Origin of the sequence: Kitasatospora sp. NPDC056181 (assembly GCF_042266225.1) — a bacterium.
In the GTDB taxonomy this organism is placed as follows: domain Bacteria; phylum Actinomycetota; class Actinomycetes; order Streptomycetales; family Streptomycetaceae; genus Kitasatospora.
In genome coordinates this window covers 1-11,444 of sequence record NZ_JBHJUK010000212.1, presented here as the reverse complement: position 1 = coordinate 11,444, position 11,444 = coordinate 1, and the positions used below count along the sequence as shown (strand labels likewise).

Annotated in this window: 13 protein-coding genes, 1 tRNA gene and 1 pseudogene; 6 read left to right on the top strand and 9 right to left on the bottom strand. The window is 71.1% G+C overall.

The window, feature by feature from the left end; translation table 11 throughout:
• Positions 1-56: 56 nt before the first annotated feature.
• The 5 genes from ACFC1F_RS40330 to ACFC1F_RS40310 all read right to left on the bottom strand — a co-directional run bounded on the left by ACFC1F_RS40330 (position 57) and on the right by ACFC1F_RS40310 (position 4,257).
• Positions 57-130, bottom strand: a tRNA-Met gene (locus ACFC1F_RS40330).
• A 333-nt stretch (positions 131-463) separates the two neighbouring features.
• Positions 464-1,519, bottom strand: a complete 1,056-nt coding sequence (locus ACFC1F_RS40325) for a CU044_5270 family protein (protein WP_376166390.1) — start codon at positions 1,517-1,519, stop codon at positions 464-466.
• Entirely contained in the window at positions 1,516-2,151 is a 636-nt protein-coding gene (locus ACFC1F_RS40320; protein ID WP_376166388.1) for an RNA polymerase sigma factor, read from the bottom strand. Before ACFC1F_RS40320 ends, ACFC1F_RS40325 begins: the two co-directional genes overlap by 4 nt.
• A 164-nt stretch (positions 2,152-2,315) precedes the next feature.
• On the bottom strand, positions 2,316-2,693 hold the full coding sequence (locus tag ACFC1F_RS40315) for a hypothetical protein (RefSeq protein ID WP_376166386.1): 378 nt from the start codon (positions 2,691-2,693) through the stop codon (positions 2,316-2,318).
• A 199-nt stretch (positions 2,694-2,892) separates the two neighbouring features.
• Positions 2,893-4,257: a glutamate decarboxylase gene (locus tag ACFC1F_RS40310; RefSeq protein ID WP_376166384.1), complete on the bottom strand. Its 1,365-nt coding sequence runs from the start codon at positions 4,255-4,257 to the stop codon at positions 2,893-2,895.
• Positions 4,258-4,720: 463 nt separating this feature from the next.
• Here ACFC1F_RS40310 and ACFC1F_RS40305 point away from each other — a divergent pair, with 463 nt between their 5' ends.
• The 3 genes from ACFC1F_RS40305 to ACFC1F_RS40295 all read left to right on the top strand — a co-directional run bounded on the left by ACFC1F_RS40305 (position 4,721) and on the right by ACFC1F_RS40295 (position 7,294).
• Positions 4,721-5,857 (top strand): FUSC family protein, encoded by a 1,137-nt coding sequence (locus ACFC1F_RS40305; RefSeq protein WP_376166382.1) that lies wholly within the window; start codon positions 4,721-4,723, stop codon positions 5,855-5,857.
• Between the two features lie 405 nt (positions 5,858-6,262).
• Positions 6,263-6,673: a hypothetical protein gene (locus ACFC1F_RS40300; protein ID WP_376166380.1), complete on the top strand. Its 411-nt coding sequence runs from the start codon at positions 6,263-6,265 to the stop codon at positions 6,671-6,673.
• Between the two features lie 27 nt (positions 6,674-6,700).
• Positions 6,701-7,294 carry a type VII secretion system-associated protein gene (locus ACFC1F_RS40295; protein ID WP_376166378.1) on the top strand — a complete coding sequence of 198 codons (594 nt, stop codon included), beginning with the start codon at positions 6,701-6,703 and terminating at the stop codon, positions 7,292-7,294.
• Positions 7,295-7,416: 122 nt separating this feature from the next.
• Here the strand turns inward: ACFC1F_RS40295 and ACFC1F_RS40290 are convergent, their stop codons facing one another.
• The gene (locus ACFC1F_RS40290; RefSeq protein ID WP_376166377.1) at positions 7,417-7,689 is read right to left on the bottom strand and encodes a hypothetical protein; all 273 of its coding nucleotides are present in this window, start codon (positions 7,687-7,689) and stop codon (positions 7,417-7,419) included.
• 216 nt (positions 7,690-7,905) lie between these two features.
• Here ACFC1F_RS40290 and ACFC1F_RS40285 point away from each other — a divergent pair, with 216 nt between their 5' ends.
• The gene (locus ACFC1F_RS40285; RefSeq protein ID WP_209412758.1) at positions 7,906-8,046 is read left to right on the top strand and encodes a hypothetical protein; all 141 of its coding nucleotides are present in this window, start codon (positions 7,906-7,908) and stop codon (positions 8,044-8,046) included.
• A gap of 94 nt (positions 8,047-8,140) precedes the next feature.
• Here the strand turns inward: ACFC1F_RS40285 and ACFC1F_RS40280 are convergent, their stop codons facing one another.
• On the bottom strand, positions 8,141-8,992 hold the full coding sequence (locus ACFC1F_RS40280; protein WP_376166374.1) for a LysR family transcriptional regulator: 852 nt from the start codon (positions 8,990-8,992) through the stop codon (positions 8,141-8,143).
• An 81-nt stretch (positions 8,993-9,073) separates the two neighbouring features.
• Between ACFC1F_RS40280 and ACFC1F_RS40275 the strand changes: the two genes are divergently transcribed.
• On the top strand, positions 9,074-9,589 hold the full coding sequence (locus ACFC1F_RS40275; RefSeq protein WP_376166372.1) for a cupin domain-containing protein: 516 nt from the start codon (positions 9,074-9,076) through the stop codon (positions 9,587-9,589).
• 181 nt (positions 9,590-9,770) lie between these two features.
• Positions 9,771-10,130, top strand: coding sequence for a DoxX family protein (locus ACFC1F_RS40270; RefSeq protein ID WP_376166370.1), 360 nt, complete (start codon positions 9,771-9,773; stop codon positions 10,128-10,130).
• A 427-nt stretch (positions 10,131-10,557) separates the two neighbouring features.
• On the opposite strand, the gene ACFC1F_RS40265 is transcribed toward ACFC1F_RS40270, so the two are convergent.
• Positions 10,558-11,043 (bottom strand): iron chaperone, encoded by a 486-nt coding sequence (locus ACFC1F_RS40265; RefSeq protein ID WP_376166368.1) that lies wholly within the window; start codon positions 11,041-11,043, stop codon positions 10,558-10,560.
• Between the two features lie 95 nt (positions 11,044-11,138).
• Positions 11,139-11,444 (bottom strand): annotated as a pseudogene (locus ACFC1F_RS40260) (glyoxalase); the annotation flags it as partial.

The following is an 11,444-nucleotide window of genomic DNA, read 5'->3' as shown; positions in this document are numbered from 1 at the left end:
TTTATAAGACACTGGCGGGGGCGGGCGCACGAATGCGCCGGCCACGGCCTTGGTAGTAGCGGGGACAGGATTTGAACCTGCGACCTCTGGGTTATGAGCCCAGCGAGCTACCGAGCTGCTCCACCCCGCGTCGGTGAACACCACCCTATGCGGTAACCGTTCCAAGACGAAATCGGTTTCCCCGGCCGGACGGCGGGGGCGGATCGCGTGCACACCGCACCCGCGGTGGTTCGACGGACGTGCATCAGCACCAGGGGCCCGAACTCCCTGTCGTTCCACCGGAAGTGTGGTCGGCCTTGCCCGATTCACCGGTGGCCGACACCAGCCGCAGTGCGGCGCTGCCCCGCCGCCGTGCCTCGGCATCGCCGGAGCCCGCCCGTCCCCGTCGGCCGCCCGTCCCCGGAGGGCGTCGCCCCCGTCGGCCGGCGAACCGGGCCGGCCTCCCCCGCCCTGCGTGGGACCGTCAGGCCGGGGCCTGCCCGGCGCCGGGGCGCTGGTTCTTCGCGTCGACGACGGCCCGGGTGAGGATGGTCGTGCGCTCCACGACGGTGCCGGGCTTGATGCCGTTGAATTCCCGGACCTGCACGCCACGGCTGCCGAGGTACTGGTGGCTCTCCCGGTCGAAGATCCACTCCGATCGTTCGCCGGTCTGAGGGTCGAGTCGCGCCAACGCGATTCCGTCGCGGCCGGAGGCGTCCTGCGCGTGCTCGACCACGACGACGCCCGGGATCTTGCCGACGGCCTCGTAGAGCGAGGCGGCGAGGCCGGCGGGAACGAGCTGCTCGCGGATGATGGAGCCGATCTCGTTGAACGCCTGCTGGTCGTGGTCCCGGCTGCCGCTCACCGTCGAGTAGACGGACTTCAGCAACGCGTCGGGGTCGGCGGGCTGGGCCGCGAGCCACCGGTAGGACAGCTGCTTGCGGGGCTCGTCGTTGTCCAGCGTGACGCCGCCCTTCACCTGGTAGCCCGGCTCGTCCAGCCAGCCCTTCGTGCCGTCGGGGGACTTCCACACCTCGCGGTCGTGCAGCGGCTGGACCCAGGTGGCGGACTCCCCCGTGTCCGCGTTGTGGCTGGTGGCCATGAAGGAGACCTGGCTCTTGATGTAGATGTACTGGCCCGGTCCGGGCTGGGGCGTGGTGTGCGCCGTCGCGGCGGCGGCGATCGCGTGGACCGTCGAGGCGAGCTGGACGGTGCTCCCCTCCTCGATCTGCACCACGGGCGCCTTGACCAGCCGCGGGGAGGCAACGGTGCCGGTGCTGGCCGAACTGCCCAGGGAGACGACCACGGCAAGGGCCGCGGCGGCCGCGACGGGCGCCGCGAGGAGGGCGGCGCGGCGCAGCGGGCGCCGCACCGGGGAGGCCGCGGGGATCGGGTCGGGCTGGTGGATCGCGCTCATCAGGTGCTCCTCGAGCAGGTCCTGGCGGTCGGCCGCCAGGCGGGGATCGGCCGGCGCCGGCAGCAGACGGGCCAGTTCCGCGTGGTCGAGCGGTTCGGTGCGCCGCCGCGAGTTGCGGATCATCGGTGCGTCTCCTTGTGCGGCCGGGCCGCGGTGCTGCGGCTGCCCTGTAGTTGTCCGGGGATCGGGAGCGGTTCCGTGTTCTTCTTCGCGGCGCGCAGTTCCTCGTCCGCGAGTTTGCGCAGTCGGGTGCGGGCGCGGGAGAGGCGCGAGCGCACGGTGCCGACGGGTACGCCGAGGGCGGCCGCCGCTTCCGCGTAGCCGAGCCCGGACCAGACGCAGAGGGCGAAGACCTCGCGTTCCGAGCGCCGCAGGCGTCCCAAGGCCTTCCGGGCGGCCGCGAGTTGCTCGGAGTCGGCCATGCGGCCGACGAGTTCGTCGGCGAAGTCGGGGACCGGGTCGGTCGCGGGCATGCGGGCCATGGCCACGGTGTGGCGGCGGGCGGCGCGCGTCGTGTTGCGCAGCACGTTGACGGCGATGCCCATGAGCCAGGGGCGTGGGCTGTCGCCCTCGTCGCGGAGTTTCCCGCGCAGGCGCCAGGCCTCGAGGAAGGTCAGCGAGACCACGTCCTCGGCGAGTGCCCAGTCTCCGGTCACGCGCACGGCGTGGCGGTACACCAAGGAGGCGTGGTCCCGGAAGAGGTCGCGGAACGCTTCGGGGTTCCCGGCCCGGAGCCGGGAGTGTGGATGGTTCACGTCATGCCTTGTCCGAGCAGGAAGGCCGGTTCCCGTGACGTGGGTCACCATTCGCGGCCGGCGAGGGGGTGGGGGGCCGGACCGCAGGCGGGGACGGGTTCTGGTCCAACTTCTGGTCGGTCACGGTGAGTGGTCGGCCGCGTCGCAGAATCCGTGCGCGTTGCCTACCGGTTCCGGACTCCGCCGCGGATCTGCGAGGCCCGGTGGGCGGCGTCGAGGATGCTGTCCAGCCGATCGGAGATCTCGCCGACGCGCTGGGCGACGGGCTTGGGCGGGTCCATGGGAACGGCGATGGACTCGATGTCGCCCTGGAACAGGAGGACTTCCCCGATGAACTCCGCAACGTCTTGCGGGGGAACGCGGAGCTCGTCTCCAGCCGGCCGGGGGAAGAACCGTGCGCCGCGTGGGCGGACGGTTCCCGATCCCCGGACCGTGGTGCGCCGGCTCTCGAACCCGGCAGGATCGGACGGCCCTTCGGGGACGTCAAGGAACCGGGGCTCACCGTCCCCGTCAGCGGTGAACACGTCTGCCAACAAGCTCATGCGCGCAGTGGACCACGCCCCTGCCCGGATGGTCCACGTCCATGCGCTGCGCTCGGCCCCGTGACCGGCCGAGGCACGGTCACGGGGCCGACAGAACGAGCCTGGGCAACAACCCGGAGCCGGCGCGTCCGCACCTGTGGCACCTGATCATTTTGATCCGGCCGACGGCGACGCGGGGGCCCCGGGGCCCGGTTGCGCGTCAGTAGCCGGTGCCGCGCTTGATCTGGGCCCGCTCGACGTCGTGGGTCGCACCCTTCTTGTCCAAGGTGGCACACGCGTCGGCGATGTCGCTGGTCAGGCGCTCGACCTGCTCGCGGCTCAGGGTCTCCTTCGCCAGGGCGCGAAGGATCTTCACCCGCTGCGCGTTGGGCGGGAGCGTGTACGCCGGCACCATCCAGCCGCGCTCGGCCGAGAGCTGCCAGGCGATGTCCGACTCGTCGTACGAGTGCTTGCCCGCGAGGCGGAAGGCGACCAGCGGCAGTTGCTCGAGATCGCTGCCGATCACCTCGAAGCGGCCGCTGCCCCGCAGGTTGTCCGCCAGCGCGCGGGCGTTCGTCTGCATCGTCTCCATGACGTAGGTGTAGCCCTGGCGACCCAGCCGCACGAAGTTGTAGTACTGCGCGAGCACCATCGACGCGCCGGTCGAGAAGTTCAGCGTGAACGTCGCGTCGGTCTTGCCCAAGTAGTTCTCGTAGAACACGAGGTCCTTGGCCAGGTCGGACTCCTCGCGGAAGACCAGCCAGCCGATGCCGGGATAGACCAGGCCGTACTTGTGGCCCGAGACGTTGATCGAACGAACCTGCTCGAGCCGGAAGTCCCACTTCGAATCGGGGTAGAGGAACGGCCACACGAAGCCGCCGCTGGCACCGTCGACATGGATCGGAATATCGAGGTCCCGCTTCTTGCGGATGTCCCGCAGGAGCTTGTCGATCCCGACGACGTCGTCCATGTGCCCGGTGAACGTGGTGCCGACGACAGCCACGACGCCGATCGTGTTCTCGTCGAGCTGGGGCTCCACATCCTCCGGGCCGATCGTGTACTTGTCCTCGGCGAGCGGCACGATCCGCGGCTCGACGTCGAAGTAGCGGCAGAACTTCTCCCACACGACGTGGACGTCACCACCGAAGACCAGATTGGGCCGGTCGACCGACAGGCCGGCCGCCTGGCGGCGCTCCCGCCACTTCCACTTCAGCGACAGCGCACCGAGCATGATCGCCTCGGACGAACCCTGGGTGCGGCAGCCGGCCGTCTTCCCCGGCGCGTGGAAGAGGTCGGCGAGCATCCGCACGCAACGCTGCTCGATCTCGGCGGAGATGGGGTACTCCGCGTGATCGATGAAGTTGCGGTGGAGGTTCTCCGCGATGATCCGCTGCGCCTCCGGCTCCATCCAGGTGGTGACGAAGGTCGCGAGGTTGCGCTGCGGGTCGCCCTCCATCACGAGGTCCTCGTCCACCAGCCTCATGGCGTCCGTTGCGGTCATGCCTTCCTCGGGAAAGGTCTCCGAGGGAGCAGGTGCCGTCAGGAATCGGTTTCCGAACAGGGCCTCGGCCTCACTCTTGCTCATGCCGACGACTCAACCACGCCCCGGACGGGTGCCACGGCAGGACCTGAGGGCCCGGCTCGAACTGCACGCAGACGGCGTAAATCCGCGGGCGGGCAGCAGGAACCGCAGCCGGTCCGCCACCCCGGCTGCCCGGCTTCCCGGCTTCCCGGTCGGCTGCCGCTCCGTCAGGCCGGACTCGTTCGTGGGCGTGAGTTCGAGGTCGTCAACCCGGTCGGGTGATCTTCTGGCCGGCCAGGTACGGGAGTGGGCCTCCGGCACGGCTTGTGGGTGTCGAATCCGGTCGAGCACCAGGAGGCCCCTGGTGCCGCAGTCTTCCGTGTCCCTGCCGGTGACTCGGAACCCGCGGCGCCGGCTGCGCTCCGCATCGGGGAATGCACGGCGAGCCGCTTCACGGCCGTCTCCGAGGAGCCGGACAATACGGGATCAGAGCGATATACCCGGCGGCAGGCGAGCAAGGGCGGCCATGACCAGCGCAACCGAACGAGACGGCCAGCCCGCTCACCGAGGGAAGACGATGAGCTGGCTGTCGAAGGTGTTCGAGCTCAACCACGCGGGCGTGAACTGGCAGCGGGCGGTGGTGTTCCTGGACGTCGGGCTGGTGCCGCTGATCGTCTTCTGGGCGATCGGGCATGAGGAGTATCTGCTCAGCGCCCTGTTCGGCATGCTGTTCACGTCGCTGGCCGACCCGGGTGGCGGGTTCGGGTACCGCGCGTCGCACAACGCCGTCTTCGCGCTGATCGGCGCGGGGATCACTGCGCTGGCGTTCGGGATCGGGGGCGAGGCCTGGGGATGGCTGGCGCTCGCGGCCTTCGTGGTCACGCTGGTGGCCGGCCTGAGCCTCACGTTCGGGGTGCACAGGTTCGTCAATGCCATGCTGCTCAACGTCTGGTTCATCGTCGCCGTCGGGCTCGCGTTCAACCTCCACCAACATGCCCGCATCACCGACTACACCTGGGCCCAGGTGCTCGCCTGGGCGGGCGGGGCAGCACTGTGGATTCTGATGACGTTCGTCGAGTGGCTGATCCGCGGCCGCCAGGACCTGCCCCAGCCGTTCGCCGAGATCCCCGGAGACACCTCGCACAAGAAGCTGACCCCACCGATCATCGTGTTCGTGGCGCTCCGCGCCCTGGTCATCGGCGGCACCGTCGCCCTCGCGTTCGGGCTGGACCTGTCGTACGGCTATTGGATCCCGATCGCGGCCATCATCGCGATGAAGCCGAGCCTGGAGCAGAGCACCCTCGTCTCCGCCCAGCGCCTTTCCGGTGCGTTCATCGGCGCCATCGCGGCAGCGCTGCTGCTCCTGCTGCCTGCCAGTGAGACCGGCCTTCGATTTTTCGCGATGACGCGCGGACTGGAGATCGTCGCGCTCGTCCTCTTCGTGCACGCCGTCGGGATCCGCTTCCTGAACTACGCCCTCTACTCCGCCGCCATCGCCGCCGGCGCGCTCATCCTGACCGACTTGCCGCAGCCCTCCCACTACGCCGCCGAGGGCTACCGGGTGCTGTGGACGGTGTGCGGCGCCGGTATCAGCCTGATCGTCATGCTGCTGGCGGGCCTGCTCGCCAAACGCACCGCCAACCGGCCGCCACGATCGGCCTGAACGCGTTGTCCTGCGCGTTTCATCCGGGCTGCGTCCGGGGCGGCATCGCCTGGAGGGCGGTGCCCGCGGACTTCCCCGTATGGGACCGTGTCCACGCGTTCTTCCGGCACTGACGGGACAAGGGCCTGGTCGCCGACTTCCACGACCGGCTGCGCGACCGGGTCCGCCGGGCCGCGGGCCGTGATCCGGAGCCGACCGTCGGGATCATCGACGCGCCGTCGGTGAAAGGGGCCGCCTCGGTGCCGGCTGCCAGCCGGGGGGTTCGACGCCGGGAACGGGGGCACCCGCGCAGACCCAGCCAGTCAGCGCAACACACTTGCTGGGTAACATTCCGTCCGCATACGTGTGCGCTGAGGCAGCCGTGCGCGGTCTGGTCGGGGGGTGACGGTGCGTAACTCGGGTCTGGTGCATCAGGTTCGGATGCTGCGGGCGGGGCTGGGGGACCCGGCTCTGATGGTGGCGCAGTTCCGGCTGTCCGCGGTGCTGGTGCCGCGGTGGGGGGACGAGGACGACAAGTCCGCATTCGTCGGTGCCAGCCGCGGCCCCTCGAGGATCCCGGACTTCCGGTGCCAGTACGAGTACGAGGTCGATGCCCCGGGCGGTATCGACGCCAACGCCACCATCCTTGACGACCCCCACCATTGGGAAGGCGGAGTGGCCTCCCCCGGCAGCATCAAGATCGAGAACATCAAGAGCCGGCAGAAGTTCAACCCGATCGACCAGACCTGGGGCCCGCCGCCCGTGCCCAACCCGTACTACCGGCCGGCACCCGGATTCAGCCCCGAGTGGCGACAACCCGGCTACACCAGCCCCTGACCCACCCCGCCAACCAAGGAGGCCACCGTGACCATCCCGCCGCCACCCACCGAACCACCCGCACCGCCCATCACGGACGCGATGCGCGCACGCGCACGCGCCAACCCCGGCAAGTGGATGTACGAGATCGACCCCGCCTTCGACCCCAACGGCGCCGTCCCCCCGTGGGGCATCAAGGGCGGGTGGGAGGTCGACCAGCGAGGCGACCTCGTCCGCTGGGTCCGCAACCCCAACTACCGCCCCTCACCCCGCACCCTCGGCATGTACCAGCCCGAGAACCCGGCCGAGGCCGCACTGCAGAACGCCGCCACCGGCTACGGCCCCGAAGAGGCGCTCCTCACCGCCCTCCTCGACACCCCCCTCGCCGTCCTCGCCCACCCGCAGCGCCCCGGCCTGTACGTCGAACCCGACCCCGACTCCCGAGGAGTCGTCACCGCCTACACCTCCCCCCGCCGCCTCCCCACCGACTGGCCCGGATACCAGCTAATCACCGGCCGCCAGCTCGCCGCCGAACTCCCCGGCGGACTGCTGCGCCTCAACCCCACCGCCCGTCCGTCCGTCACCCTTCCGCTCGACGAGGTCGGCGCCGCGGGGACGTCGGCCGAGGACCGGCCGAGCTGATCCGGTCGTACCCGGCAGGACGGCGCTGCCGGGTACGACCGGCCCGGTTTCCTGGGCCGTTCGGCAGGCTCAGGCCACGCCAGCGGTGTGCGCCACCACGGACACGACCCCGTCGTCCAGGGTCACCGCGACCTGCGGGCATGGACACCCAGCCTGGCCGCGAGCGTCCACGTCGCGCTGTCGACGGTCAGGCCGGCCAGCGACAAAGCAGCGTCGGGGCGCTGCCGGGACGCCGCCGCCGGGTTGGTGCAGGCGGTCGCCAGCCAGGTCAGCATGTGCGTCTTTCCGATCGCCGCGGGGCCGGACACCGCACACACGCGGGGTGCTCGGGGATCCTCCAGCCATGCCAGCAGGGCCTGCCCGGCCGGACGGCGCCCGGCTCGCAGGGGAGGCATCCAACGTTCGGTCCCCATCACCAAGCCCCCTGCCCTCCCCTGCCCTGTGGACCCGATTCTACGAACCGTGCGACGGGGCGAGGCCGGCGGGCGCGGGCGGCCGGCGCCCATGGGGTCCGGGGAAGGGCGGACGGCCCCGCACCGTCTGCGCTCTTGCCTTCCGCCCTTGCGGCAGCCACGCTCGGATTCACGTCAGACTCGACACCCGGGGGCCCAGTGGACGACGTCAACCACCGGAGGCGGCGCGGCGACCTCGGCTGCTTCGTCCTTGCCGTCCTCGTCATCGCTGGCGTCATCGCCTTCTTCGTCTGGGCCTGGAACCAGCCCGGCGCGGACACCCCCAGCTACTGGCACTGACCTCTCCACGGCCCACCCACCCCGGGCGCGCGACGGCACGGTCGCAGCAACGGCGGCACAGTCCAGGAGCTGCCGCAGCACCGGTCGCCGGTGCTCAGTGACGGTAGGCGGCTGTCGCGATCTCGACGAAGGACCGGATCAGCGGGTTGGTGTCCCCTTCGTTCCACACCGCCACCACTCGGCTCGGCGGCATGTCGATCAGCGGCACCAGGGTCAGCTCCGCGGGCAGGTCGTGTCCGAGCGGGGCCAGGCCGACCGTGGCGTTCCACAGTACGGCCTGGAGGCATTCCTGGACGGCGCGCACCACTGGGCCCTCGCGCGGCCTGCCGCCGTTCCAGTAGGACTGCCAGAGGGGGTCGGTACCCGGCGGGAACTGGAACCAGCGACGGTCGCCCAGCTCGGCCAGCCGCAGCCGATCGCGGCGGGCCAGCGGATCGTCGGCCCGCAGGACCACGCCGACCGGATCGGCCCGCAGCGCACGCACCGTCAGGGCGGTCTCGTCGAACGGCGCCCGGGTCAGGGCGATGTCGACCAGTCCGGCGCGCAGCCCGCATGTCGGGTCGGTCAGATCGGTGTTGCGGATGCGGATGTCGATGCCGGGGTGGGTCCGGCGGTAGGCGGCGGCCAGCCTGGACACTCCCGGGTCGGTGCCGTCGCCCAGGATGCCGATGGTGATGGTCGCGATGCCGGCTGCCGCGCTCACGCGTACACGGACGCGGTCGGCGTGGTCGAGCAGGGCCCGCGCCTCGTCGAGCAGCACCGCGCCCGCCGGGGTGAGCGTGACGCCGGCGGGCGAGCGGACGAACAGCAGGGCCCCGACATCGGCCTCCAACTGCTTGATCGCCCGGCTCAGCGGCGGCTGACTCATGTGCAGTCGGGTGGCGGCCCGGCCGAAGTGGAGTTCCTCGGCGACCGCCACGAAGTAGCGCAAGGTGCGTAGCTCCACGCTGCAAAGATACCCACGAGGTATCGGCGCCGCGGGATGGGTCTTGGACACCGGCGGGCCCCCGGCGGTGCACTCGTGAGCATGACCGAAGAATCGAAGACCGGGCAGCCGCAGATCGACCCCGCCGTATCGGTGGTGGGTCCCGGCGACGGCGAGACGATCGTTCTGGGCACCACGCGCATGCGCGTGCTGGAGGACGGCAGCCACACCGGGCACCGCCTCGCGATCGCCGAGTCCGTCCTCGCCCCGCACACCCAGGGACCGCCGCAGCACCGCCATGCCCGACACGACGAGGGCTTCTACATCCTCTCCGGCACCGTGCGGTTCACCGTCGGGGACGAGGACCACGACGCCACCGCGGGCACGCTCGTGATGGTTCCGCCCGGTACCCCGCACACCTTCGCCAACGTGAGCGACCAGCCCGCCGTCATGCTCAGCACCTTCACCCCCGACCTGTACGTGCAGTACTTCCGGGACCTCCAGAAGGTGCTCGCCGGCGGTCGGCTGCTGACGCCACAGGCCAACATCGACACGATGAGCCGCTACGCGACCGAGCCCGCCACCGAGCCCGCCGACCCCGCCACCGACCTCACCTGAAGCCGACGGCACGGCACGGCACGGCCGCCTGCCTTTCGACCGGCGGGGCGGTGGCGCTGCCGCCTTCGGGTGCCCGGTCCCCCGGACGACGGGCCGGGCCTTCACCGGAACTCTTCCGGCAATCGACGCAATCGACGCAATCGACGGGTCCCCGTGAACCGGTGGCCCATGAACGGGAACCATGAACATCGCCTATTGGATCACCGCGGGACTGCTCGCGCTCTTCTACCTCTACGCAGGCACGCTGAAGGTGACCCGCAGCCGCGACCAGCTCCGACCGATGATGGCCTGGGTCGACCGCATCCCCCTGCCCGCCCTCAGGGCCCTGGGGGCGGTCGAAGTACTCGGCGCCACCGGCCTGGTCCTGCCGCCGCTGACCGGCATCGCGCCCTCCCTGGCGCCGGCCGCGGCCATCGGCTTCGTACTCCTGCAGACCGGCGCGATCGCCGTCCACCTGACGGGCGAAGACCGCCGGATCGCGCTCAACGCCGGACTTGCCGCCACCGCGGCCGTGACCATCTGGCTGGCCGTCAGGCCGTGATCGGGCACGGTCCTCGACCGGCGGATGCGACGACGGGGCCGGCCGCCCTCCCGCCGCTGTCATTGCGGGTTCCGGCTCAACTTTCGTTGGTGCAGGGGCCGTCGAGGCCGGCGCCCGACCGCAGGCAATCCGCCGGCAGGCTCCCCTGGTGGACGAGGTCGCCGGGGCCGGCCCGCAGATCGGTGCCGCGTACGAGGACACGGACGCCCTCCTGCCCGGCCGGCGGACGGACGGCCTCTTCGCCGCCCACTGGCCGCATCAGGAGGGCGGCCAGGACAACCGGATCGCCGTGCTCCTCAACGGCGTCCCGACGTACGCGGCCTCCCGCGGCACACCCGACCTCCCATGGGCCGGGTCCACGCGGCTCGGCCCGGACCCGGCCGTCGCGGGCCGGACCTGGCCCGCGCGGTCCGCCCCCCGGCCGGCCTCAGCCCACCGCCTTCTTGACGAGCGCGCTGATGCGCTCCTCGTCGGCCGCGGTCAGCTCCCTCACGGCGTAGGAGGTCGGCCACATGGCGCCGTCGTCGAGTGCCGCCTGGTCGCTGAAACCGAGCGTGGCGTACCTCGACTTGAACTTCTCCGCGCTCTGGAAGTGGCAGACGACCTTGCCGTCCCTGGCGTACGCGGGCATCCCGTACCAGAGCTTGGGCGTGAGGTCCGGAGCGGCGGCCTTGACGATCTCGTGGATCCGCTCGGCGAGGACGCGGTCCGCCTCCGGCATCTCGGCGATCTTCGCGAGCACGTCCCGCTCCAGCGCCGCCTCCTTCTCCGCCCGGGACAGACCGCGCCGCGCCGCCGTCTTCTTCTCCTCCTGCGCGTGCTCCTTCATCGCGGCCCGCTCCTCGGCGGTGAACCCGTTGTACTGCTCGGTGGTCGTGCCGGAGACCTCGGTGGGCGACTTCGTGGACGGCATGGCAGGTTTCCTCTCGGACGGGGGGTCAGACGGGGCGGGAGTGCGGGGCAGGAGTGCAGGGCCGGCAGTGGGGGCCGGGAGTGGGGGCTGGGGAGTCAGGACGGCATGGGGGCGGGCGATGCGGCGGTCTCCCAGGCGAACCCGTCCGCGTCGGTGAAGGCGTCGGCGGTGCCGCCGAGGACGATGCGGTGCGAGCCGGTGCCGTCGATGGACACGCCGAGGTCCTTGGCCAGGGCACGACGCTTGTACAGCGCCAGCTTGACCTCACCGGCCCGGCCCGGGGCGAACTCGGTGTACTTGCCACCAAAGCTCTTGGCCACGCTCAGGCCCCGGCCGACGTAGAACTGCCGGGTGGCCTTCACGTCCTCGACCCCGATCAGCAGGACGACCTCGTCGATCTC

Coding starts and splice junctions, on each gene's coding strand:
- ACFC1F_RS40275 (WP_376166372.1), top strand. CDS start 9,074: ATGACCGAAGAATCGAAGACCGGGCAGCCGCAGATCGACCCCGCCGTA.
- ACFC1F_RS40270 (WP_376166370.1), top strand. CDS start 9,771: ATGAACATCGCCTATTGGATCACCGCGGGACTGCTCGCGCTCTTCTAC.
- ACFC1F_RS40325 (WP_376166390.1), bottom strand. CDS start 1,519: ATGATCCGCAACTCGCGGCGGCGCACCGAACCGCTCGACCACGCGGAA.
- ACFC1F_RS40290 (WP_376166377.1), bottom strand. CDS start 7,689: ATGCCTCCCCTGCGAGCCGGGCGCCGTCCGGCCGGGCAGGCCCTGCTG.
- ACFC1F_RS40315 (WP_376166386.1), bottom strand. CDS start 2,693: ATGAGCTTGTTGGCAGACGTGTTCACCGCTGACGGGGACGGTGAGCCC.
- ACFC1F_RS40265 (WP_376166368.1), bottom strand. CDS start 11,043: ATGCCGTCCACGAAGTCGCCCACCGAGGTCTCCGGCACGACCACCGAG.
- ACFC1F_RS40305 (WP_376166382.1), top strand. CDS start 4,721: ATGACCAGCGCAACCGAACGAGACGGCCAGCCCGCTCACCGAGGGAAG.
- ACFC1F_RS40310 (WP_376166384.1), bottom strand. CDS start 4,257: ATGAGCAAGAGTGAGGCCGAGGCCCTGTTCGGAAACCGATTCCTGACG.